The organism is Nonomuraea sp. MG754425 (genome assembly GCF_021699195.1).
In the GTDB taxonomy this organism is placed as follows: Bacteria; Actinomycetota; Actinomycetes; order Streptosporangiales; family Streptosporangiaceae; genus Nonomuraea.
Genome location: NZ_SSXE01000016.1, coordinates 39,423 through 62,704, shown reverse-complemented (window position 1 = coordinate 62,704; position 23,282 = coordinate 39,423). Strand labels below are relative to the sequence as shown.

The 23,282-nt window shown below is 72.2% G+C and carries 23 protein-coding genes; 9 read left to right on the top strand and 14 right to left on the bottom strand.

Translation table 11 applies throughout. The features are described 5' to 3' along the window. Window positions 1-73: 73 nt before the first annotated feature. From FAF44_RS07985 to FAF44_RS07970, 4 genes are all read right to left on the bottom strand, one after another. Entirely contained in the window at window positions 74-1,099 is a 1,026-nt protein-coding gene (locus FAF44_RS07985) for an NAD(P)/FAD-dependent oxidoreductase (RefSeq protein ID WP_237102394.1), read from the bottom strand. Between the two features lie 48 nt (window positions 1,100-1,147). Then, on the bottom strand, window positions 1,148-1,858 hold the full coding sequence (locus tag FAF44_RS55715; RefSeq protein WP_237102393.1) for an AraC family transcriptional regulator: 711 nt from the start codon (window positions 1,856-1,858) through the stop codon (window positions 1,148-1,150). A 195-nt stretch (window positions 1,859-2,053) separates the two neighbouring features. After that, window positions 2,054-2,653 (bottom strand): copper resistance protein CopC, encoded by a 600-nt coding sequence (locus FAF44_RS07975; RefSeq protein WP_237102392.1) that lies wholly within the window; start codon window positions 2,651-2,653, stop codon window positions 2,054-2,056. A 110-nt stretch (window positions 2,654-2,763) separates the two neighbouring features. Continuing rightward, window positions 2,764-3,354, bottom strand: coding sequence for a hypothetical protein (locus FAF44_RS07970; protein WP_237102391.1), 591 nt, complete (start codon window positions 3,352-3,354; stop codon window positions 2,764-2,766). A gap of 160 nt (window positions 3,355-3,514) precedes the next feature. On the opposite strand from FAF44_RS07970, the gene FAF44_RS07965 reads away from it, so the two are divergent. The 6 genes from FAF44_RS07965 (at window position 3,515) to FAF44_RS07940 (ending at window position 8,468) form a co-directional block, all read left to right on the top strand. Next, a complete protein-coding gene (locus FAF44_RS07965) occupies window positions 3,515-5,008 on the top strand; it encodes a phosphoesterase (RefSeq protein WP_237102390.1) in 1,494 nt (497 codons plus the stop codon). 85 nt (window positions 5,009-5,093) lie between these two features. Beyond that, on the top strand, window positions 5,094-5,450 hold the full coding sequence (locus FAF44_RS07960; RefSeq protein WP_308193301.1) for a BlaI/MecI/CopY family transcriptional regulator: 357 nt from the start codon (window positions 5,094-5,096) through the stop codon (window positions 5,448-5,450). Beyond that, window positions 5,447-6,382 carry a M56 family metallopeptidase gene (locus FAF44_RS07955; protein ID WP_237102388.1) on the top strand — a complete coding sequence of 312 codons (936 nt, stop codon included), beginning with the start codon at window positions 5,447-5,449 and terminating at the stop codon, window positions 6,380-6,382. Before FAF44_RS07960 ends, FAF44_RS07955 begins: the two co-directional genes overlap by 4 nt. Before the next feature lie 99 nt (window positions 6,383-6,481). Beyond that, window positions 6,482-7,093: a DUF3105 domain-containing protein gene (locus FAF44_RS07950; protein ID WP_237102387.1), complete on the top strand. Its 612-nt coding sequence runs from the start codon at window positions 6,482-6,484 to the stop codon at window positions 7,091-7,093. 113 nt (window positions 7,094-7,206) lie between these two features. After that, window positions 7,207-7,884 (top strand): thioredoxin domain-containing protein, encoded by a 678-nt coding sequence (locus FAF44_RS07945; protein WP_237102386.1) that lies wholly within the window; start codon window positions 7,207-7,209, stop codon window positions 7,882-7,884. Then, window positions 7,881-8,468 (top strand): vitamin K epoxide reductase family protein, encoded by a 588-nt coding sequence (locus tag FAF44_RS07940; RefSeq protein WP_237102385.1) that lies wholly within the window; start codon window positions 7,881-7,883, stop codon window positions 8,466-8,468. Before FAF44_RS07945 ends, FAF44_RS07940 begins: the two co-directional genes overlap by 4 nt. A 45-nt stretch (window positions 8,469-8,513) precedes the next feature. On the opposite strand, the gene FAF44_RS07935 is transcribed toward FAF44_RS07940, so the two are convergent. The 7 genes from FAF44_RS07935 to FAF44_RS07905 are packed head-to-tail and all read right to left on the bottom strand — an operon-like array spanning window position 8,514 to window position 16,500. Continuing rightward, window positions 8,514-9,179, bottom strand: coding sequence for a hypothetical protein (locus tag FAF44_RS07935; RefSeq protein WP_237102384.1), 666 nt, complete (start codon window positions 9,177-9,179; stop codon window positions 8,514-8,516). 14 nt (window positions 9,180-9,193) lie between these two features. Next, on the bottom strand, window positions 9,194-10,804 hold the full coding sequence (locus FAF44_RS07930; RefSeq protein WP_237102383.1) for an FAD-dependent oxidoreductase: 1,611 nt from the start codon (window positions 10,802-10,804) through the stop codon (window positions 9,194-9,196). After that, window positions 10,805-11,860 (bottom strand): LacI family DNA-binding transcriptional regulator, encoded by a 1,056-nt coding sequence (locus FAF44_RS07925; protein WP_237102382.1) that lies wholly within the window; start codon window positions 11,858-11,860, stop codon window positions 10,805-10,807. It lies immediately after the preceding gene. Beyond that, entirely contained in the window at window positions 11,857-13,338 is a 1,482-nt protein-coding gene (locus FAF44_RS07920; RefSeq protein ID WP_237102381.1) for a DUF4127 family protein, read from the bottom strand. Before FAF44_RS07920 ends, FAF44_RS07925 begins: the two co-directional genes overlap by 4 nt. Then, entirely contained in the window at window positions 13,335-14,219 is an 885-nt protein-coding gene (locus FAF44_RS07915) for a carbohydrate ABC transporter permease (protein ID WP_237102380.1), read from the bottom strand. Before FAF44_RS07915 ends, FAF44_RS07920 begins: the two co-directional genes overlap by 4 nt. After that, window positions 14,216-15,163, bottom strand: a complete 948-nt coding sequence (locus FAF44_RS07910; RefSeq protein ID WP_237102379.1) for a carbohydrate ABC transporter permease — start codon at window positions 15,161-15,163, stop codon at window positions 14,216-14,218. The genes FAF44_RS07915 and FAF44_RS07910 overlap by 4 nt, the downstream gene beginning before the upstream one ends. A 23-nt stretch (window positions 15,164-15,186) precedes the next feature. Further along, window positions 15,187-16,500 (bottom strand): ABC transporter substrate-binding protein, encoded by a 1,314-nt coding sequence (locus tag FAF44_RS07905; RefSeq protein WP_237102378.1) that lies wholly within the window; start codon window positions 16,498-16,500, stop codon window positions 15,187-15,189. Window positions 16,501-16,759: 259 nt separating this feature from the next. Here FAF44_RS07905 and FAF44_RS07900 point away from each other — a divergent pair, with 259 nt between their 5' ends. The 3 genes from FAF44_RS07900 (at window position 16,760) to FAF44_RS07890 (ending at window position 21,353) form a co-directional block, all read left to right on the top strand. Next, window positions 16,760-18,127 (top strand): hypothetical protein, encoded by a 1,368-nt coding sequence (locus FAF44_RS07900; protein ID WP_237102377.1) that lies wholly within the window; start codon window positions 16,760-16,762, stop codon window positions 18,125-18,127. A gap of 82 nt (window positions 18,128-18,209) precedes the next feature. Continuing rightward, window positions 18,210-21,149: a DUF6351 family protein gene (locus FAF44_RS07895; protein WP_237102376.1), complete on the top strand. Its 2,940-nt coding sequence runs from the start codon at window positions 18,210-18,212 to the stop codon at window positions 21,147-21,149. 33 nt (window positions 21,150-21,182) lie between these two features. Then, the gene (locus FAF44_RS07890) at window positions 21,183-21,353 is read left to right on the top strand and encodes a hypothetical protein (RefSeq protein WP_237102375.1); all 171 of its coding nucleotides are present in this window, start codon (window positions 21,183-21,185) and stop codon (window positions 21,351-21,353) included. 87 nt (window positions 21,354-21,440) lie between these two features. Here the strand turns inward: FAF44_RS07890 and FAF44_RS07885 are convergent, their stop codons facing one another. Genes FAF44_RS07885 through FAF44_RS07875 form a run of 3 tightly spaced genes read right to left on the bottom strand, consistent with a single transcriptional unit; the run spans window position 21,441 to window position 23,162 of the window. Beyond that, the gene (locus tag FAF44_RS07885) at window positions 21,441-21,800 is read right to left on the bottom strand and encodes a hypothetical protein (RefSeq protein ID WP_237102374.1); all 360 of its coding nucleotides are present in this window, start codon (window positions 21,798-21,800) and stop codon (window positions 21,441-21,443) included. Between the two features lie 7 nt (window positions 21,801-21,807). Further along, window positions 21,808-22,716 carry a hypothetical protein gene (locus FAF44_RS07880; RefSeq protein WP_237102373.1) on the bottom strand — a complete coding sequence of 303 codons (909 nt, stop codon included), beginning with the start codon at window positions 22,714-22,716 and terminating at the stop codon, window positions 21,808-21,810. Next, window positions 22,713-23,162 (bottom strand): YbaB/EbfC family nucleoid-associated protein, encoded by a 450-nt coding sequence (locus tag FAF44_RS07875; RefSeq protein WP_237102372.1) that lies wholly within the window; start codon window positions 23,160-23,162, stop codon window positions 22,713-22,715. Before FAF44_RS07875 ends, FAF44_RS07880 begins: the two co-directional genes overlap by 4 nt. Window positions 23,163-23,282 lie beyond the last annotated feature (120 nt).

Below are 23,282 nucleotides of genomic sequence, written 5' to 3'. Positions count from 1 at the left end.
ACCGGCTTCCCGTCCTCATGGCGGACGGGGGGCCGGTCCGGCGGCCGTGGCGACGCGCAGCCGGTGGGACGGCTCAGGTGCGGCGGCCCGGGTAACTCCGCGCCACCACGGCGGCGTCGTGTCCCACCCAGCCGAGCAGGGCGGAGCCGCGGCTGCGCTGGAAGGGCAGGCCGACGTACGTGAGACCGGGCACCGGGCCGATCCCGCCGGCGTGCAGCGGCACACCGCCCGCCAGGGCTCCGGGGACCCGCAGCCAGCCGTAGTCAGGACGGTAACCGGTCGCCCAGATCACGACGGACGGGGTCACCGTGTGCCCGCCGGCCGTGCGTAACCCGTCGCCTCCGGCGGCGGTGACCCGATCGACGACGCGTACGCCCAGGCGTCTCAGCGCTCCGGGGCCGATGCCGATCAGCGGGTCGCGCCGGCGTACGAGGCGGCCGACTCGGCTCCCGGCCGGCACGCGCACGATCCCGAGCATCCGCAGCCAGGTGAACAGGTCGAGCCCCAGAACGCGCTGGGGCAGCACCGGTTGCCGCCCGCCGAGAGCGAGGGTCACCGGCCGGCTCCCGGACAGTTCGGCGGCGATCTGCATGCCGGAGTTGCCGCCGCCGACCACGAGCACCGGCCCGTCGGGGAGCCGGTCCGGGTTGCGGTACTCGGCGCTGTGCAGGGTGACGATCTCCGGCGCGAGCGGCAGGTCCGGAATACGCGGCCGGTGGAACGGCCCGGTGGCGACCACGACGCCGTCGGCGGTCAGGACGCCGCCATCGGTGACCACCTCGAAGGTCCCGTCCTTCGCCCGGCGAAGCCGCGACACGGCCGTGCCGAGCTGGACGGGCAGCTCGAAGTGCGCCGCGTAGGCCCGCAGGTAGTCGGCGACCTCGTCCTTGCCGGGGTGACGGCCGCCGTCGCCGGGCAGCGGCAGGCCCGGCAGCGAGCTGAACCGGGCCGGGGTGAACAGGCGCAGCGAGTCCCAGCGGCGCCGCCAGGACTCCCCCACACGTGCGTGCGCCTCGACGAGCAGGACGTCATGACCGGCCAGGCGCAGCTCCCGTCCGGCGGCGAGTCCGGCCTGACCGGCGCCGATCACGATGATCATGCGGTCCAGCCTGGCCTGCCTCCGGCCCGGCGGGCTTGAACGAACCTGCTATCCCTCCAGCCAGCGCACCCCGGCGGCCAGCGCCGAGGGGGCGTCGCCCATCATGCGGCGCACCGTGCGGGTCAGGTGGGCGGCGTCGGCGAACCCGGCCGCGTGGGCCGCGTCCGTCAGAGTCGCGCCGTGCGACAGCGCGGACAGCGCGCCCCGCAACCTCGTCCACAACACGTAGGGCCGGAACGGCAGCCCCGCCTGCTGCCGGAACAGGTGGGCGAGCCTGCTCTCCGACAGGTGCACGGCGTCGGCCACCGCGGCGAGGCGTACCTGCTCGGGCAGGGTCCCGTCGATGATCCGCATCGCGTGCACGAGCGCGGGGTGGGACGGCCGCGGTGGCGTCGTGCCGATGACCTCGTCGACCAGGGCGACCAGGCCGGGCAGGTCGCGGCGGGGCGGAAGGCGGGCGTCGATGCTCCACGAGGCGGCCGAACCGGCCGCCGGCCGCTGCGCCAGGCGACCGGCCTGGGCCGGGTCGATCAGCGCGAGCAGCCCGTCGGCGGTGCCGCGCACGATCGCGTGCCGGGTGTCGGCGGGGACGAGCGCGGCCGTCGTCTCGTACGCCGGCCCCTCGTCGCCGCGCAACGTCAGGCCCTCGCCGACCAGGAGCTGCACGGCGTGGTGGGCGTGCATGCCGCCGGCCCCGATGTGTCCGCCGTAATACAGCCGGCCGGACGTGATCGACGCCCACCCCCGCCATCCGGTCACCGGCTCACCTGGCGCGGTCACGGCGGGGCTTCCGGCACCGCTCGCGCGCCCCGCCCGCGTCTCATCGACCGGCGCTCACGCCGGGGCCGTCATCGTTCATCGCCATCCGGCGATGCTATCCCGGCCCGCCCAGCTCGCAGCGGCAGAGCGGCGAGCGGTGACCGCCGCCCCAGGACGCCGAAGGCGACAGCGTGATCAGGCGTCGCCCGGCTCCTTCCTGCGCCGGCCGCCGAAGAAGATCGCCACCCCGCCGAGGACGAGCACGGCCACGGCGATCCACAGCCAGCCGGGCACCCCACCCCCTCCTCCGGCGGCCGGCGCCGCGGCAGGCGAGGCGGGCGCCGGGGTGGCTGCCGGGGTGGACGTGGGCGGCGCCGGCGACGACTCCGTGGCGCTCGGGGTGGGGCTCTCCGAAGCCGGCGGGGCGGTGACGGTGAAGCTCAGCTCGCCCTCGATGGGGTGCCCGTCGGAGGAGACCACGCGCCAGGCCATCCGGTACCGGCCCGCCGCCAGTTCCTCCTCCGGACCGGCGGTGACCTTCACCCCCTCCGTACGCGGCTTGCCGACGGGCACCGACCTGCCGTCAGGGCCCTCCAGCACGATCGTGGGCATGGTCATCCGCGCGGTGAACTCGAGCTCGATCGTCTCCACGCGCTCGACCCTGGCCTTGTCGGCCGGAGAGCTCGACTTCAGGCGATCATGGGCGAGCGCCGCGGGAGCCGTCAGCGACAACAGCAGGCAGGCACCGGACACCGCGGCGACGGTGCGGCGCATCAGTGTGAACAGATCCGTCAATGTGCACTCCAAGAATGGGGACGTACGCCTGCTCAGGGCAGCGCGGCGTGGTCACGCGCGGGAACGAGCACAGGCGTGGTGAGACTTCGCGTGTCCCTGGGCGCTCCGGGTCAGCCGCAGGGCAGCGACGCGGGTGGGCCCCGGCGGGACAGGCAGCGGACCAGGAGTGCCGGGATCAGGCGCGCCCGCACCGGCCAGGCGGGGAGACGCGCGGGCGGCCGGCCGGCCGGTACGCGAGCCGGCGCCGCGAGCGCGTACGCCAGCAGGTTCCGCAGCGCGCTCGTGCCGACGGTGCCGAGGTGCAGCAGCGCGGCCAGGGCGGTCTCACCGCGAGCCAGCCACCAGCTCGAACCCAGCGCCACCGCGACGTGGATCAGCAGCATGCCCGATCCGGTGCTGTGCCCATGGCTCCCGGCGGCGTCGGGGAGCGTCAAGGTGGAGGCGGTGTACTCCTGCGTGGCGAACAGGCGGTGCATGCCGTACTGGGACAGGCCGCACAGAACCAGCAGCGTCGGCCGGCCGCAGGGGCGGTAGCCCACCGTGTAGGCGCCGGCCCAGGTCGCCGCCACGGCGACGGCCAGGGCGTCCGGCCGGATGGCCGTCCCGCCGACCAGCAGGTGCAGGACGGCCGAGGCCAGGATGCAGATGGCGGTGAAGGCCGTGGCGCGCAGCGCGCGGACGGCGGGACGGCCGACATGCACGCCGCCATCTTGCCAGAGCGCTCGGCGACGGTCGCCTCCGGTCGTGCGACGGACATCGGGTTTCAGTGTTCGCGCCCTCCCCGATGGCCGTTCATGTCACGTTCATGCCCGTATTGGAGGTTTGTCGGCTGTCACCCTTATCGACAGCAAAGGCATCATCGTGAGGAACAAGAAGCCTACCGAGGCCGAGCCCTCCGGGCTTTCCCGACGCCGCCTGGTCAAGTACGCCGGCGTCGGCGCGACGCTGGCCGCGGCCGCCCCCTTCGCCGGCGGCGCTCCCGCGCAGGCCGACGACGCGCGCACGTTCGGCAACGGCGGCAACAACGGCCGGATGTGGCGCGCGGGCGATCACCACGTCCACTCGGAGTACAGCGGCGAGTTCGACACCAAGACCAGCCCGCCGACCTTCCACAAGGGCGCGGACGCGGTCTATCCGATCGTCACCAACGCGATCATGGCGAAGTACTTCGGCCTGACCTGGGCGATGTGCACCGACCACGGCGGCCCGACGCACTCGAAGGTGAACCTGGAGCAGGCGTATCCCGACCTGCTGCGCTCGCGGGTGCTGGTGCCCGAGGTGTTGCAGTTCTGGGGGATGGAGTTCGACGCGCCGGCGCTGGACCACCACACGTTGATGATCCCGCACCACGACGGGGAGGCGCAGCAACTGTTCGAACTGGAGAGCCGCTTCGCCAAGCACGACGCCTTTCCGGCCGACCCGGGCCGCGACACCGAGGCCAAGATGGTGGAGTTCCTCAAGGCCGCCCGCGGCATGCGGCAGAAGCCCCTGGTGATCGCCCACCACGCGTCCCGCTCGGCGACCGGGCTGGGCGTGTGGGGCCAGGACACCCCGCGCGAGTTCCGCAACGGCAACAACGCCGCCCCCGACGTGTACGTCGGCTTCGAGGGCGCGCCCGGCCACCAGGCGGGCCCGCTGAACGGCGGCGCGCGCGGCGGGTACGGCAACCACCCCACCTACGGCGGCTTCGACCAGATGACCGCCCGCGTCGGCGGCCTGTGGGACTCCCTGCTGGGCGAGGGACGGCACTGGTGGATCACCGCCACCTCCGACTCACACGTGCACTGGACGCGCGGCGGCTCCGACTTCTGGCCCGGCGAGTACAGCAAGACCTACGTGGCGGCCCGGCAGGACTACGGCGACATCATGGACGCCCTGCGCAACGGCCGGATCTTCGTCGCCACCGGCGACCTGATCACCGCCCTGGACGTCACCGCCGGCAACCAGGGCCGTAAGGCCACGGTGAGCGAGACGCTCGTGGTGAGCAGCCGCAACCACACCGACGTCGAGGTGGAGATCCGCTTCCGCCCGCTGGACGGGGAGAACGCCAACGGCGACCGTCCCGAGGTCCGGCGCGTGGACCTGATCGTCGGCCAGGTCACCGGCGTGACCTCGAACCTGGACGCCGACAGCAACCCCACCACCAAGGTCGTGGCCCGCTTCGGCCCCGGCGACTGGCGACGCCAGGGCCAGGATCTGGTGATCCGCCACACGCTGCGCGAGGTGGGCCAGGACAGCTACCTGCGCGTGCGCGGGACCAGCACGGACGAGATGGAGCCGCAGGCCGACGGCAAGGAGAGCCCGTGGGAGGACCTGTGGTTCTACTCCAACCCCGTCTTCATCCGCGTCCGCTAGCTCGCTGACCGGGGCGGCTCGGAAGCGGGCCGCCCCGGCACCGGTAGCCTTCTCCTTCGGGTAGAACCGCACGAGGAGGGCGACTGTGCAGCTCGGCAACCTTGAGCGATCGGTCATGGAAGCCTTGTGGCAACATCCGGACGGGATGTTCGCCCACGTCCTCGCGGCCGATCTGCCCTCCCGGCCCGCGGTCACCACGGTGCTGACCGTCCTGATGCGGCTGGCCAACAAGGGCATGGTCGCCCGCGAACGGGTCGGGCGGGCCCACCTGTACAAGGCCACCGCCGGCAAGGACGCGTTCGTGGCCGAGGCCATGCGGGCCGCCCTCGACGAGGCCGGCGACGTGGCGGCGGCCGTCCAGCGGTTCGTCGGGACGGTGTCACCCGAGGTGGCGACCGCCCTGCGCGAGGCGCTCGGCGAACGGGACGGAACCGAGCCGTGATCGTCTGGCTGATCGCCGCCGGAGTGGCGCTGCTGCCGGTGACGCTGGGAGATCGCGCCGCCCGCGCGCTGGCCGGAGCGGTCTGGACGCACCGCTGCCCGCGTGCGGCGCTGGTGCTCTGGCAGGCCATCGGGCTCGGGGCCGGGCTGGGCGCGGTGGGTCTCGGGCTGGTGGCCGCGGTCGCGCCGCTGGCCGCGGTCTTCCCGCACGGGATGCACACGCTGGCGGCCCAGATCGTCAACGGGCATGCCCTCGACGGGCTCAGGCCGCCGCATCTGCTGGCGCTGGCGTGGTCGGCCGGCCTGACGACCTGGCTGCTGGTCCACACCGTGCGCAGCACCGCGAAGACGATCAGCGAACGGCGGCGGCAGCGCCTGCTGGTCGACGTGGTGGCCGATCACTCGCCGGCGCACGACGCGTACGTGCTGCCGGTGGCCGGGCCGGTCGCCTATTGCGTGCCGGGCAGGCATCGGCGCATCGTGCTCAGTCAGGGCACGCTGGACCTGCTGCGACCGCAGGAGTTGGCGGCCGTCCTGCGGCACGAGCGGGCGCACGCGCGCGGCCGGCACGATCTGGCGCTGCTGCCGTTCGTGGCGCTGGCGCACGCGTTCCCGTGGCTGCCGGCCGCGCGGACCGTACGTCAGGCGGTCTCCGTGCTGCTGGAGATGATCGCCGACGATCACGCCTGCCGCGCGCACGGCGAGTTGCCGCTGGCGCGCGCCCTGGTCCGGATGGCGGCCGGCCCGGCCGATCCGGGGCCGGCGACCGCCTTCGCCCTGGCGGACGCCGGCGTCACGGAGCGCCTGCAGCGGCTGCTCACCGGGCGGGATCAGCCCCGATGGGTGCCCGCGGCCGCCTGTTCGACGGCCGGCCTGCTGCTGAGCGGCCCGCTGGCCGTGCTGATCGCTCCCCTGGTGTGCCTGGTCGTCTGACCGTCACTCATCCTGACGACGAACCACTTACGGCTTCCATATTCGACATACTGTAGAAGTTCTACGGGTCGTAGAAGTTGATGGGGTGGAGGTGGCCGGATGGATGAGCAGCCGCGCGGCACGGTGCAGGAGCGGCTCTCGGCGCTGCGGGAACGACAGCGGCGGGCCGAATCGCGCCGGCGCCTCCTCGTGATCGGCCTCTCCTTGCTGACCGGCGCCGGGCTGATCGCGGCGGCCACCGTGCTCGTCCTCCAGGACCGTGCCCGCACCTCGCTGGACGCGGTCCAGCGGATCGACGTGCCGCGACGCAACCACACCACCAGCCCGGTCTCCTACCCGCAGTCGCCGCCGGTGGGCGGAGACCACGCGCCCGAGTGGCAGAACTGCGGCGTCTACGCCGAGCCGGTCCGCAACGAGAACGCGGTGCACAGCCAGGAGCACGGGGCGGTCTGGATCGCCTACCGGCCGGGGCTGCCGAAGGAGCACCTGGACGTCCTGCTCGACCAGGCCAGGGGGCGCGACTTCGTGCTCCTGTCACCGTACGAGGGCCTGGCCGCCCCGGTCGTGCTCAGTTCCTGGGGCAGGCAGCTCAGGCTGGACAGCGCCGACGACCCACGCCTGGTCGCCTACCTGCGGGCCAACATCAACGGCCCGGAGACGCCGGAGCCGGGTGCCATCTGCACCGGCGGGATCGGGGAGCCGTCCGCGTGAGGCTCCCGAACGTCCCGCGACAGAGCGGGACGCCGAGGTCCTGTCCCCGCGGCGCATGCTGACGGCGCGCGGCGCCACCGAGACCCCACCCCCTTCCGGCTGAGCAGGGAAAGATGACGACGAATCTCAAGATAAGCCTCGGTATCGGCGCGGTGGTGGCCCTCATCCTGGCGCTGATCGTGGCGGCGGTCGTGATGTTCGGCGACGGTCGCGCGCAGACGCCGGCCACCGACTCCACGGCACGAACCGCCCCCGCGCAGTTCCTCGTGCGCGAGGACAGCCATCGGCTCTCCACCGCCGCCGACGGCAAGGTCACGCTGGTGGAGTTCCTCGACTTCGAGTGCGAGGGGTGCGGCGCGGTCTTCCCGCACATGGAGCGCATCCGCGCCGAGTACGCGGGGCGGATCAACCTGGTCGTCCGCTACTTCCCCATGCCGGGCCACCGCAACGCCGACCTCGCCGCGCGCGTCGCCGAGGCCGCCGCCCGGCAGGGCGAGTTCGAGGTGATGTACACCAGGCTGTTCGAGACGCAGACGCAGTGGGGCGAGGCGAGCGAGTCCAAGGAGGCGTTCTTCCTCGACCTGGCCGAGCGGGCCGGCCTCGACATGGCGGCCTTCAAGCGCGACCTCGACGCGCCCGCGACGGCCGAGCGGGTCAGGAAGGACCAGGGCGACGGGCTGGCGCTCGGCGTCCAGGGCACTCCCACGGTCTTCTTCAACGGCAGCCCGCTGGACGTCGAGCCCAGCTACGACAACCTGAAGGCCAAGATCGACGCGGTCCTGCGCTCATGACGACCGCGCCCGCCTCCATCGTCACCCGGTCGCTGCCGTACGTCCTCGTCACGGGCGGCGGCCTCGGCCTCCTGGCGGCCTTCCTGCTCACCGTCGAACGGCTCAGGCTGGCCGCCGACGCCGGCTACCTGCCCACCTGCAACCTCAATCCGATCATCAGTTGCGGCTCGGTCATGAAGACGGAGCAGGCGTCCCTGTTCGGGTTCCCCAACCCGCTGATCGGGCTCGCGGCCTTCGCCGTGCTGGTGACCGTCGGCGCGGCGCTGCTGGCCGGCGCCCGTTTCCACGCCTGGTTCTGGTACGGCCTGCAGGCCGGGGTCGTGGCGGGCGCCGTCTTCGTGCACTGGCTGATCTTCCAGTCGCTGTACCGGATCGGCGCGCTGTGCCCGTACTGCATGCTGGTCTGGGTCGCCACGGTCGTCGTCTGCTGGTACGTGACCCTGGCCAACGCCGAAGCGGGCCGCCTGCCACGCTCCGGCGTCCTGCTCCGCCTCGCCCGCTACCACACGGTCGTGCTCGTGCTCTGGACCGTCGCGGTAGGCGGGCTCATCCTGCAGCGCTTCTGGTCGTACTGGATCATGTGACTGTCTGAGGGTCTTCCGTGCGGAACCGGAGAGACCCTCAAGCGGCTACCGGAGGGCGGCGACGTACGGCGCGATGCGGGCGCCGAAGCCGGCCGGGTCGGCGCCCGTCACCACGGCTCCCAGCAGCACCGCCGCCGCGCCCGCCGCCCGCAGGAGGGCGAGGTCGTCGGGGACGAGCGCGTGCTGGCTCGGCACGATGACGGGGACGTCGACCGCCGACGCGACCGCCTCCAGCCTCGCCAGGGTCGCCAGCGTCAGCGGCGTGCCGTACCGCTCGGGTTCGAGCGTGGACAGTTCGAGCGCCCGGGTCCCGCGCCGCGCCAGGGCCCGCGCCTGGGCCGGGCCGTCACCCGGGCCCAGCGCCACCATGGGCGTCACCGGCCCGCACGCCTCGACGTAGCCCGCGGGCGCGTCGGCGGCGTAGACGTCGAAGTAGTCGAACCCCATCTCCCGCGCCGCGGCCATCTCGGTGAGCGACACCGACCCGGCCGCGCCGACGACGAGGCCCGTCGGGACGCCGAGCGCCAGGATGTCGCGTAGTCGCTCACGCTCCTCGTCCAGGGATCCGAAGGCCGTCCCCGAGGCCCGGTGCCGCACGTTCGTGTGCACCTTCAGCCCGTCGGCTCCCGCGAGCGCCGCCTCCCGTGCGAGAGCGGTCTCGTTGCGCGGCAGGCTGACCAGGACGGCCGGCCGCGATTGTGGCAAACGCATTCGAGCACTCCGCCTCAGTAGTAGGTGACGTTCGGCCAGTTCAGCTCCATGCCCTGGCCGGCCATCGATCGCTGGACGTCGGCCAGCAGGCCCGCGGTCGCGGTGACCTGGTGCGGCTCGGTGTCGCGGGCCACGCAGAACGCGGCCAGGTGACCGGCCGCCTCGCCCACGGTCCACTCGACCGGGTGGAGCCGGTAGCACCCGTTGGTGATGTGCGTGGTGCTGATGTTCTTGCCCGCGGCGATCACGTTCCGCACCCGCTCGGGAACCAGCGCGCGCATCGGCACCTGGAACGGCCAGGCCGGCACGTCGATGTAGTTGTCCCCGCCGGTCGAGGGGTGCAGGTCGATCCGGTACGAGCCGACCCCCACGCTGTCGTGGTAGGAGACGGGCCCCTCGGGACGTACCGCCACCGCGAGGTCCTGCTCCACGATCCGGTACTGCCCGCGGATCCGCCGCGACTCCCTGATGTACGGGCGCATCGCCAGGCCGTCGGCGGTGCCGGTGACGTCGGGACGCGGCCGCAGCCCCGGCCAGCCGGAGCCGCCGTCGGGCCGGGGCGCCTCGGCCTGCAGCCAGTACAGGAAGCTCAGGCTCTGCGCCCGCGCCGCGGCGGCGTGGGCCGCGTTCTGCTCGGCGGTGCCGCCGAAGACCGGACCGCCCAGGTAGTCGATCATCGGCCAGTTCACGACGGTGAGGTCGCTGTCGAACGCGCCCGGCCGGAAGTGGTTGCGGGCCAGGATCCGCCGGAACGTCCACAGTTCGTCCGACCCCGGGTCCTTGCTCTGGTCGGCGACGATGGCCGTCGGGTCGTCGTCCGGGTTCGGGGTGAAGACGTAGCGCCGGGGTTCCAGCGTGTGCGGGTGCGGGGCGACCCAGCCGAACTGGGGGCCGTGCCACCACTCGGGAGCCACCGCCCGCCATGCGGCGTAGTCGTCCGGCTTGTCGATCGTGTGGTTCTCCCCCTCGTGGTGGGAGAGCGCGAAGCACACCGACACCGCCTGCATGTTGTCCGGCCGCGCGGTCGCCGCGGCGTGCGGCTCGCCGGTGTCGGCCTGCGACTCGGCGCCGGTCACGAACTCGGTGCCGGTGATCGGCAGCACGTCCCCGGCCTCGGTGGCGTCCAGGACGAACCTGGCTGTGACGGTGACGTCGCCGCCCGTCTCCAGGTCGTGGAAGCCCACCGCCGTCACGTGGTCGCCGTCCACCTCGGCGGTCGCCGGGACGTGCCGGCGCAGCACGGTGATCTGCCCGGCCGCCTGCCACGGGGCGAGCATGGCGTCGATCACCGCCAGGGCCACCCGCGGCTCGTGGCACAGCGGGCCGACCCGGCCGCCGCCGGGGTTCAGGTGCGCCAGCGACCTCGACGCGGACCGCAGCGGATACCCGCTGCGGTAGTACTCACGGATGCCGTCGCGCAGCCGCCGGTAACTCGCGGTGCTGCCGAACGCCTCGATCCAGGGATGTTCGTCGGGCGGGACGAGCTGCGTCGTGAGCTGCCCGCCCAGCCAGGCCGACTCCTCGGTGAGCACCACCTGCGCGCCGTTCCTGGCCGCGGCCAGCGCGGCCGCGACGCCGCCCAGCCCCCCACCGACCACCAGTACGTCTGCGCGGAACTCGGTCACTCATGATTCCTTTCGATTCGGGCCGCTGGTCTGTCCAGCGACGAAGGTGCATGACAGCGCGACGGCCTCGGGCTCGACCTCTTCCTCCGACTCGAGCTGCCGGACCAGCAACTCGACCGCGCGCGTCCCCATCTCCCGTCCCGGGATCCGGAAGCAGGTGAGCTCCGGGCCCGGTACGTCGTGCGGCGGGTCGCTGAGCGCGGCCACCGAGCACGCGCCGGGCACGTCGACGCCCATCCCTTCGAGGAGTCCGAGCAGCCGCAGCGCGACCACCGACTCGTGGGCGACGAACGCGGTGGCGCCGGCCGCCAGCAGCCGCCGCACCTCCTCGGCCGACGGTCCGTCCTCCTTGCGGACCGGCAGGACGAGCCCGTCGGTGTCCAGCCCGTGCCGGCTCTGGGCGGCCCGGAACCCGGCGTCACGGTCGGCGGACGGTTCGCTCGGATCCGCCGCCGTCAGGTAGGCGATGCGCTCGTGCCCGAGGCCCACCAGGTGGTCGACGACCTGCGCGGTCGCGCTCGCGTAGTCCGCGGTGACGTAGGCGATGGGGCCGGGCACGTCACGACGGCCGACCAGCGCGAACCTGAACCCCTCGTCCCGCAGCCGGACGATGTCGTCGCGGTTGGTCTCCTTGCCGAGCAGCACGCAGCCGTCGGCGAGCCCCAGCCGGTTGACGCCATCGCGGTAGATCGACCTGCTGCCGTCCGAGCCGGTGGCGCTGGTGAACATCAGCATGTCGTAGCCGAGCGCCTCGGCCGCGGCCTCGATCCCCACCAGGAACGGGTAGTAGAAGTCGTGATGGTCCATCGGGAACATCGACTCGAACGTGTAGACGCCGATCAGGCGGTTCATGCCGCCGGCCAGGCTCCGGGCCACCGGATCGACGACGTAGCCCAGGGATCGGGCCACCTCGAAGACGTGCCGCCTGGTCTCCGGGGGGATCCTGATGGTGTCCGACTCCCGGCCGTTGATCACTATGGAGACCGTGGTCTGCGAGACACCGGCCAGCTTGGCGATGTCCGACTGGCGCGGCCTGCGGCGAGGCGCATCCTTCACCGGCGATCGTTCCCTTCCTCGAGGTGCTCCAGCTCAAAGGCAATCTCGAACGGACGATCCCACGGGAAGCACACGCTGCCGGGCACAATGCGAAACTTGTCGGCGGGCGGGCCGAGATCCGCGAGCAGATCGCCCAGTTCCCGCTCCACCAGGTCCGGCCGGGCGGTCGACACCCCGCTCCGCGCGCGGGTCTGGTACCCCCAGTCGTCGAGCAGACGGTGGGTGAGGGTGCGGGCGTGCTCGGCCAGCCGACGGTCGCCGTCGGCCAGCAGGCGGCTGCACCCCTGGGCCAGCGCGCTGCCGATCGTGTTGCCCGCGGTGTTCCAGGCCGCGTACCCGGCCAGGCGCGGGAGCAGGCCGGCCGCGCGCAACGCCGTGACCAGCACGGGGTCGGCGCCGTTGGCGTCGGCGACGTCCGCGACCGCGACGGGGCGTCCCGCGTCCAGCAGGTCGCGGACCCGGACGGCGAGGCGGGCCGCGTCGTCCCCTGGCCGCTCCGGCTGCTCCTGCACCGAGCACCAGTCGCGCGGGGGCAGGCCGGGCGGGTGCACGGCGAGCACCAGGTCGGCCCGGCCGGCGTCCTCGACCAGGACGGCGCCGATGGCGGCGATCTGGTCGGCGATCGTGTCGCCGACGGGCACGTCCTCGTACGCCGCGATCCGGCCGAGCGCGTCCGGGTCGGGGCAGGCGACGGCCACCCTGGGGCGCAGGCCGGCGTGCTCCAGCGCGGCCCGCGTGGTGAGCACGGCGCCGGCCTCGTCGGCGCCGGGCAGGCAGCGGATCCGCCCGCCCAGGCCGAGGCGGGCGATCCAGGACTCCAGCCACTCCCGCTCGCTCGTGGACACACTCTCGACCGTGCTGTCCTCCACCAGGATCGACAGCGTGTCGACGACTCCCTCCGCCACCAGCTCGACGCAGGCCAACTGCAGGGCGTGCAGGCGCATCCGCCGGGTGAAGAAGTCCGCGACGAACGGCTCGGGGATCTCCGCCCTGGCCCGCGCCGCCGCGTCCGGGCGTCCGTGTTCGGCCCGGTAGAGCTCCTCGGACAGGGCGAAGAAGCGCCGGCCGTACCCGTCCCAGTACTCCGGTTCGGCCCCGGCGCCGTCGGTCTTCCTGGTCCGCATCAGTGTCACGAAGGCGTGCACGGGAAGCTCCGGCCGGGCCGCCCGGATGCGGCGCAGCACGTCCAGGCGGGCCAGCGTCCGGGCCAGCGGCTCGGTGGTGCGCCGCGAGGCGACGAATCCGCCGCAGGCGAGCTGGTTGACGCTGACCACGACGGCGTCGCTGTCACCGGCGGCGTGCTCCAGCCACCGGGCCGTGCCGTCCATGTCCGCGGGCACGCCACGGGCCGGCAGGAGCCCGGCCGGTGGGAGCCGCAGCCGGGTTCCGGCGGTGCCGGCCAGCCCGGCGACGTGGCCGGTGTTCACCGGCCGGTCGTCGAGCGGGAGCAGCGTCACGACCGCTGTGCTGTGGTTCATCCCTTCACCCCTCCCGCTCCGAGCCCCTGCACGAAGTGCCGCTGCCCCGCGACGAAGATCACCAGGACGGGGACGATCGCCAGGAACGTCCCGGCCATCAGCGGGCCGTACTGGGTCACGCCGCTGCCCGCGAACGAGCTGAGCGCCAGCGGCAACGTCTGCATCTGCGGTGACGACACCGCCACCAGCGGCCACAGGAAGTCCTCCCAGGCTCCGGTGAAGGACAGGATGGCGATGGTGGCGACGATCGGCCGGGCCAGCGGCAGGTAGATCTGCCAGAAGATGCGCAGCTCTCCCGCGCCGTCCAGCCGGCCGGCCTCCGCCAGTTCGCCGGGCATGTCGAGGAAGTACTGCCGGGCGAGGTAGATGTTCAGCGGCTGCACCAGCATCGGCAGCACGAGCCCGACGTGCGAGTCCAGCAGCCCGGTGCCGCCCTGGCCGAACAGGTCGTTGCCGCCGGCCAGCGGGAAGCCCTTGACGATGAGGAACAGCGGGATCAACTGCACGATGGACGGCACCATGGCGCTGCCCAGCACCGTGCTGAACAGCAGGCGCGAGCCGCGGAAGTCGATCCGCGCCAGGGCGTAGCCGGCCGCCGCCGCCGCGACGCAGTTCCCCGCGACCGTGAGCGTCGCCACGATCAGGCTGTTGGCCATCGCCCCGGGGATGTTCGTGGAGTTCCAGACGTAGGCGAAGTTGTCCAGCGTCGGCTGGTCGGGCAGCAGCTTCGGCGGGTAGCTGAACACCTCGGTCTTCGGCTTGAAGGCCAGCGACACCATCCAGACGAACGGCATCGCCACCAGCAGGGTGACCACCCCGGCGAGCACCGCCCTGCGCCGGCCGGCGCCCGGTCGTGAACTCCGGGCCGTAGGCGCGCTCACCGGCGGCCTCCTCTGGTCATCGTGCGGATGCTGAGGTAGGCGAGGCCGAAGATCAGGCAGAACAGCAGGAACGCCATGGCGCTGGCGTTGCCGAGCCGGTAGTGCTCGAATGCCTCGTTGTAGATCAGCATGTTCAGGACGGTCGTGGAGGACAGCGGACCTCCGGAGGTCAGGACGTAGATCTCGGAGAAGGACTGGGCGAGGTAGATGAGGTCGACCACGACCACGTACGTCGTGATCGGCACGAGCAGCGGCAGGATCACGTGCCGCAGCGTCCGCCAGCGTCCGCAGCCGTCCACGGACGCGGCCTCCAGCAGCGAGGCCGGGACCGCCTGGAGCCCCGCCAGGAAAATGATCATGCTGCCGCCGAGCGCCTTCCAGGCCCGCATCCCGATCAGCGAGGCCAGCGCGGTGTCCTCGTCGGTGAGGAAGTCCACCGGCGGCAGCCCGACCAGATCCAGCAGGTAGTTGAACAGCCCGTCGTGGGAGTACAGCCACAGCCAGATCATGCTCACCGCCACCAGCGGCACCACGCGCGGCAGGTAGAGCACCGCGCGGAACAGAGCCACACCCGGAAACCGGCCGTTGACCAGGAGCGCCAGGGCGAGGGCCGCCGGCACGGCCAGGATCAGCGTGCCGAAGGAGTACTGGACGGTGATCCAGATGGCGTGCCAGAACTCGCCGGACCCGAGCACGGCGAGGTAGCCGTCCAGGCCGTGGAACCTGGGCCCGCCGCGTTCGACGGGGTTGTACGAGGTCAGGCTCAGATAGAAGCCGTACCCGATCGGGATGATCGTGACCAGCGACAGCGCGAGCACGGCGGGCAGGACCAGGAGCCAGCCCGCCCTGCGCTGGGCCGAGTGCAGCGCGCTCCGCCTCGGCCGGCGCACTGCCACGGGATCGGGCCCGGGGGGCGGTCCCGGCGGCCGGGTCTCAGTCTTCATGATGTGGCGTCATCCGTCCGCGATCAGTTCTGCGTGGCCAGGCTCGCGGCCTGCGCCGCCGCGCGGTCGAGCGCCTCGCCGGCGGTCGCCTTGCCGCGCAGCACGGCCTCGATCTCCTTGGCCAGCGCCTCGCGCTGCTGCGTCCAGGTCTCGACGTTGGGGTTGCCGCGGAACTGGGCGGCGGCGTCCATGTAGGGCTTGATGTACGGCAGGGCGGACAGTTCGGGGTCGTCGGCCAGGGAGGCGCGCGCCGGGATGCCGCCGACGGCCTGGACGTACGCCTTGGCGTTGGCCGGCTTGAGCAGGAACTCGATGAACTCCCACGCCTGGTCCTTGTGGCCGGAGTCGGCGCTGATGAACAGCCCGTTGCCGGCTCCGCCGAACGACGCCGCGGTGGTGTCCTTCAGCGGCGGGGCCAGCTTGATCTTCGCGGCGACGTCGGGGGACTGCTCGTGGATGCTCTTGAGCGTCGCCTCGTCAAGCACGGCCATGGCCGCGCGTCCGGTGACCAGCGGGTGCTGCGCCCCCGCCCCGCTCGTCGCCTCGCCCAGGCCGGTGGAGACCGCCTTCGGGCCGTTGTAGAACTCGGCGAGGAACCCGAGCGCGCGCTTGCCCGCCTCGGAGTTCCAGGTGACCTTCGTGCCGCTCTCGTCGGCGAAGGACCCGCCGGCCTGGAACAGGAAGCTGCCGAACGCCTGCGACATGCTCGTCGGGTCGTCGGCGGGGAAGATCACGCCGGAGCGGGTGATGGCGTCGCCGTCGCGGACGACGAGCCGGTCCGCCGCCGCGCGCAGGTCCTGCCAGGTGGCGGGCGGGGCGGCCGGGTCGAGGCCCGCCTCCTGGAACAGGTCGGTGCGGTAGGCGAGCAGGTGGCCGAAGCCGCGCAGCGGCATGATGACCTGCTTGCCGCCCACCTTGCCCTGGTCGAGGAAGGTCAGGTCCGCCGTGTCGGTGGCGGGCATCTTGGCGAGGTAGTCGTCCAGCGCGATCACCCGGTCGTTGGCGGCGTATCCGGCCGCCGCGGCGTTGCCGTGCCCGAAGACGTCGGGTGCGGTGCCGCCGGCGAAGGCGGTGGACAGGCGCGTCGCGAGGTTGGCCCAGTCGACGAACTCGACCTGGACGTCGACCTTGTGCTCCGCCTCGAACGCGGGCACCAGCTTCTCGTTCACCCAGGAGATCTCCTCGGCGAGGTTGCCGGGGAACCAGACCCGCAGAGTGCTCGCGCCGTCACCGGAGCCACCGCTGCCGGCGGCGCCGCCACCGCCGCATCCGCTCAGGACGGTCACCGCGATGAGACCGGCCGCCAGGCGCGAAGCGCCACGCCATTTTGTGAACATCTGTACCTCCGCAGGGGCTGAACCCAGCTCGATAATGCGCATCATCATGATGGTGATGCGCATTATCGGTCAAGACCAGATCTTGACAGGCGGACGATCGGGTCGAAACACTGACCGAACTTGCCGTTGTGATAATGCGCAACATCAGAATTGGAGGGACCATCCCGTGGTTCCCGCTCGCCGAGCAGCCCGCTCGGACACACCCCCCGCTCCCCCCACCACGACGAACCGCCGGCTCCGTGGCGCCCGCCTCTGGTGGGTGAGCCTCGCCACGGTGGCGCTGCTCGCCCCCGCCACCGCGGCCGGCGCGTCGTCCTTCGAGTCCGGCCCGCCCGGCCCCGTGGGCATCACCAACATGGTGGGCACGCCGATCCCCCCGCACGCCAGGCCGGAGAACAAGCCGCGCTTCGTCGCGCAGTTCCACGTCGAGATCGACAACTCCACCGACGGCGCCATCGAGCACGTCGCCCTGGACGGCACGCGGACGGTGCTCGGGCACGTGCAGCGGCCGGCGACCGCCACCGTCAAGGCCAACGACGGCTTCTGGGCGTCGAAGTACTCGCGCGCCATCGACGGCACCGCGGGTCACCTGCTCGCCACCTCGGTCTACGTACTGCGCTCCAAGGTCTGGCCGGAGGAGAGCTACGACCCGCTGCGCTACGAGAACTTCGACCCGGCCACCGGCACCCGCGACTGGACCACCAGCCTGCTCAACGTCCGCCCCGACCGGTACATCGGCGCGGACCATGGCAACTGGCTGGCCGACACCATCTACACCGACATCCCCGGCGGCTCGGGGATCTTCGGCGGGAAGAGCTCGCTGCCCACCGGCGCGCCGCTGTCCTACTTCGACGAGGCGAAGCAGTCCTGGCTGCCCATCGCCGAGCACTTCCGCGCCGACCCCGACGCCGCGCCCCCGAGGAAGCTGCGCTTCACCGCCTACCAGCCCCTGGTGCGCAACGCCTCGCCGACCTACATCGAGTTCGAGAACTGGGCCGCGGGCGACACGGTCGCGGGCAAGGCCCACCGGAAGAACGGCGGGATCTACGTCGGCTACGCCCGGGGTGACAAGCGCCGGGTCGCCGACGTCGTCCAGCGGGTCCAGGGCACCGGGCGCTTCGGCGGCACGGAGTTCGCCCACATCGGCCAGATGGACACCAACCACCCCGGCGCGATGACCTTCTCCACCTCGCCGTTCTACGGCTTCAGCTGGGACGAGAACGTCCGCGGCGGCTTCCAGATCGTCCCCGCGAACCACGTGAAGTTCCTCAGCAACGAGCTCAACCAGAACTCGTTCATGGGCCGGCCCCAGTGGCTCATCGTCGGCCCGGTCGGCGCCGACCCGAAGCGGCTGTTCGACGAGCGCTACATCATCGACGGCAAGACCTCGTTCTCCCCCGGCTGGGAGGCGATCGCGCCGGTGTTCGGCATGTACGCCCGGACCACGTTCGACCCGGCGAACCTCGACGAGTCCACCTACTTCGAGGTCTCCTACGACTACGGCAAGACCTGGCAGCTCAGCCCTGAGTTCACCGGCGTGTACGACCCCAGCACCTGCCAGGCGGCGAACTGCCCGCAGAACTGGACCAACATCCGGGTCCACCTCGTCTACCCCGACGGCCCCTGAGCCGGCGCCGGCCCGCCGACCACGTGCTCGGCGGGCCGGCCCCGCTCCCGACCCCACCCCCCACTCCAGACGAGGAGACGTCGTGTCCGCGAGGATGCACCTGAGGTCCTCGGTCATCGCGCTGCTGACCACCGCCCTGCTGACAGCGGGCCATCTGAGCGCCGCACCGCTGTCCGCCGAGACCACCACGCAGAACGCCGCCCAGGCATCGGACCTCGAATGCACCGGCCACCGGGCGATGGGGGCGACCGTCACGGCGTCCTCGACCTTCAGCTCCAGCTACGGCGCGAAGAACGCCGTCGACGGCCTGTGCGCGGAGTCCTCCCGCTGGATGTCGTCGGCGAGCGACGCCACCCCCACGCTGACGATCACGTTCCCGGCCAGGACCCGGGTCGGCACGATCGGGATCTACAGCGGTTCCGGCTGGCCCAACCCCTTCGCTGACACGGTCCTGGTGGACTTCGCCGTCGAGGCCCGGACCGAGGACGGCTGGGTGAACGTCGGAAGCGCGGTCGGCAACACCCAGCCGGTGGTCACGTTCGGCACCGACCTCGTGACCGACACGCTCCGCCTGGTGATCACGAAGAAGTCGCGGCACAGCACGGACGCGGCCCGCCTGTACGAGGTGGTCGTCCGGGCGCCCGGCGAGGGACCGCCCACGCCGCGCCCCACCGCCGCCGACGACTTCCACACCGTCACGGAGGGGACCGAACTGGTGACCGGCGCGCCCGGCGTGCTCGGCAACGACAGCTTCCCCGACGACGTCACCCCCGCGGTGACGGCATGGTCCGAGCCGGCCCACGGCACCCTGACGACGTCCGCGGACGGGTCGTTCCGCTACCGCCCCGACCGCGGATACGTCGGCGTGGACACCTTCACCTACGGGGTCGGCGACGACTCCGAGCGCTCGACCGCGACCGTCACGGTCACCGTGACCGCCGAGCCGGACAAGTCGGGGCCCGGCGAGCTGAAGATCTCGGCGCTCTCCGGCCGGGCCGACATGGTGAGCGGCGGCGACTCGCTGCTCCGGATCGAGCTGCCCCGCGCCGTCCCGCGCGAGAGTCTCCGGGTGACACTGAACGGCCGGACCGACGTCACGCCCGCCTTCCGGGCCGGGCCGGGCGCCGGTGACCTCACCGGGCTGGTGACCGGGCTGCGCGAGGGCGAGAACACGGTCGAGGTCACCGCGCCCGACCGGCCGCGCGCCTCGATCACGCTGGTGAACCACCCCGCGCAGGGCCCGGTGTTCTCCGGCCCGCACGAGCAGCCGTTCGCCTGCGAGACCGCGGCGTTCGCGATCCCGGTGATCGGCGGCAGACTCGGCGAGCCGCTCGACGCGAACTGCACGATCACCCCGCGGACCGACTACTTCTACCGGAGCACCGCCGGCACGTACAAGCGCTGGCCTGCCGGCGCCACCACCTACCCCGCCGACCTGGCCACCACGACGACCTCGCTCGGCGTCGCGGCCAAGTTCATCGTCCGGATGGAGACGGCCACCGCCAACCGCGCGGTGGTCCAGATGAGCATGCTGCACGACCCGCTGGCCGAGCCCGAGCCGTCCCCCACGGTGCGTCCGGCGGGCTGGAACGGGCGGGCCGTGTTCACCCTCGGCGGCGGCTGCGCGGGCGGGTGGTACCGGTCGGGCAGCGGCACCGGGACCGTCACCGACGAGTTCATGCTCGGCCGCGGGTTCGCGCTGATGTCGTCCTCGCTGAACGTCTTCGGCAACAACTGCAACGACGTCACGGCGGCCGAGTCGGCGATGATGACGAAGGAGCTGTTCGTCGAGCGGCACGGGCCGGTCGAGCACACGATCGGCTACGGCTGCTCGGGCGGGTCGTACCAGGCCCACCAGATCGCCGACAACTACCCGGGCGTCTTCGACGGCATCGTCGTCGGCTGCTCGTTCCCCGAGGTCGGCATCGGCACGGTCAACTTCCTCACCGACGCGCGACTGCTCGACACCTACTTCACCTCCGGCACGACCGTCGCGTGGACGGACGAGCAGAAGCGCCGGACCTCCGGCTTCGCGACCGCGGCCATGGTGTCCGCCATGTCGCGGGGCGCCAACCGGATCGACCCGCGGCTGGACTGCGACATGGTCCCCGAGCAGCGGCGTTACCACCCGACGTCCAACCCGGGCGGCGTGCGCTGCGGCGTCTACGACCACACGATCAACGTCTACGGCGCCGACCCGGCCACCGGCTTCGCCCGCAGGCCGCTGGACAACGTCGGCATCCAGTACGGGCTCGGCGCGCTGAAGGACGGCGGCATCACGCCGGAGCAGTTCCTCGACCTCAACGAGCGCATCGGCGGCCTCGACGCCGACGCGAACGTCGTGCCGCGGCGGACCGAGGCCGACCCGGACGCGACCCGGATCGCCTACCGCACCGGGCGGGTGATCAGCGGCGGTCGCGGGCTGGCCCGGACGCCGATCATCGACTACCGCTCGTACTGGGACGACGTGTCCTGGGGTGACATCCACGTCCGCTACCACACCTTCTCCATGCGGGAGCGGCTGAAGGAGGCCAACGGCACCGCGGCCAACCACGTCAGCCTGCTGGAGGACGCCCGGTACGGGCTGTTCAGCACCGAGAGCCCGCTGGTGCGGCAGGCGGTGACCCAGATGGACCACTGGCTGACGAACCTCGCCGGCCTCCGCCCCGGCGGCAAGCCGATCGAGCGGATCACCACCGCGCGGCCGGGCACCCTGGTCGAGGGGTGCAACACCCGTGACGAGAAGCCGCGGTTCGTGGCCGAGACCCTCGAACGCGACCCGGCGAGCGCGTGCGAGCGGCTGTACCCGACCGCGTCCTTCCCCAGGGAGGTGGCGGGCGAGGACGTCACCGCGGACATCGTCAAGTGCCGGCTGACCCAGCCGGCGCGCGACGGCTACGGGACGCCGTGGACCGACGAGCAGTGGCGACGGCTGCGGGCGATCTTCCCGCAGGGGGTGTGCGACTACGCCAGGCCCGGGGTGTCCCAGCAGCGCACGAAGAACACCTGGCAACGTTTCTGACGATCCCGGCAAGGCGGATGGCGGAGCATCTCGGTGCTCCGCCATCCGGCGTTCGGCCGCGACGCCGTCAGGCGCCGGTCCGGCCGTGGCGAAGGCCGGCGAGATCGGCATCACCGAGACGGGGGCCGCCGGGGGAACGCGATCTTCAACGCGACCGGCAGGCGCGTCCGCGACCTGCCGATCACCCTCGACAAGCTGCTGTGACGGCTCCTCGGGGAAGGGGCCGGGACAGATGCCTCCTTGACGATCAAGGGGGTGCCGGTGATCGGGCCGGCGTTCATCGGCGCGTGGTCAGCCCGCGCCCCAGATCGGCTGGTCGGGATCGGCGGGCGGCAGCATCGACAGGATGGCCGCCACGCTGTCCCAGTCGGCGACCTCGACGTTGCCGGTCATGAGACGCAGCCGGTCGGCGACCTCCTCGTGCGCGTCGAGGAGCACCTGGATGCCGGCGATGATCTGACCGGCGACCGCCTCGTAACCGCTGGCGCCGCCCTGGCCCTTGAAGAACGTCACGCCCTCCGAGGTGCCGCCCCAGAAGTCGCCGATGGCGTTCAGGTCCGCGGCGGCCTCGATGACGAACGCGGCCAGGTCTCTCTTTTCCAGGTCGAACGCGTCCGCCGCCGAACGGAACTGCGCCTTGTGGTGCTCCATGCCGTCCTCAGCCTCCCGCCGGTTTGTGAGCCATGGTGAAGTACAGGAGGATCCGGCCCAGGGTCTGCTTCCAGGTGGGGATGAGGTCCGTGCCCGTCTCCCCGTTCATGGCGTCGTACGAGGGGCCGTACCCGATCGACCCGCCGGCCAGGCGGCTCAGGAAATACTGGACGTCCGCGTTCGAGGTCACCTTCCTGGCCAGGGGCGCGGCCGCGTCGAACACCCCGTAGAAGGCGACCGAGGCGGCGAACTCCTTCAGCGCCTGCGTGGCGTTCTCCCCGAGCGAGCCGGGGTCCTCACCGCGCGCCGCCTTGACGCCCGCCACGACCGCCACGTCACCCACGGCGAAGAAGACGCTGCCGATCGTGTACTCCGTCAGCTTGCTCAGCACGATCTTGGCGATGCTGTGTTGCAGCAGCTTCGCCAGCAGCCCGGCCTGCGCCCGCCGGATGAGGATCTGCGTGATCTGGTACGCGGCCCCGGCCTGCCAGGGAAAGGTGGTGATGAAGACGAAGCTGGCGAGGTTCGCCAGGGCCAGCGTCCAGTACGCGTCCCGGGCCGACTTGAGCGTCTCGGCGTAGTCCGTGCAGGCCGTGCTGCTGTCGCGGCACCGTTTCGCGAGCTTGGCGGTGTACCCGTCCTCGTCGGGCCGGCCGTACAGCCCGGCGGTGATCGCCGACTTGAACTCCTCGACCCCGCCCCCCTCGTTCCGGCGCCACACCGACTCCGCGGCCGGGTAGGTGCGGTCGGGGCTCTGCTCGATGCGCGCGGCCAGGCGGCCCCAGACGGCGGCGGCCAGGCGTGCCTTGTCCGGATCGCCCTCGGGGTAGTCGACGGCCAGCATCTCGAACACGAAGGCGGCGATGCCGAGGGTGCCGAACGCGTAGATGCTCGCACGACCGGGACTGATCTTCACCGCCGGTCCCGATCAGCACGATCCCGATCAGCACGGTCCCGAGTATGGTCCCGATCAGCACGGGCACTGGCAGCACGGCCCCCATCAGCACGAACGCCGTCGGCACGGTCGCCGTCCAGTAACGTGCCGGAGATGAACGGCGTCACCAGGTCGCTCGCCTGCTGCTCGGCGTCGCGCGCCGCCCGCGCGGCGGCGTCCATGATCGCCGCCGCGAGCCGGTCGGAGCCGAGCCGCATGGCACGCGGATCGATCGTGAGCCCGACGAGCGCGCCGGTCTGCCCCACTTTCACCACCACCCGCCCCTCGGCCGCCTCACCCCGGCCACTGACGGACGCGACCCGATCGCGCAGCCCTTCCAACGCCGCCAGGTCCTGCTGAAATCCGTGCAGGAGCCTGCTCAGGTCCTGGTCACCGGCGTCGGCGAACGGATCCGTCGGTGATGTCATCCCGCCTCCTGAACCTGCGCGAGCTACCCAATATACATAAAAGATCGGAAATAACGGTTTTTGCAGTCCGCCAGCCCGCTCCCCTCTCCGGCGGAGGATCCGAACCCCAGGACGGGTCGC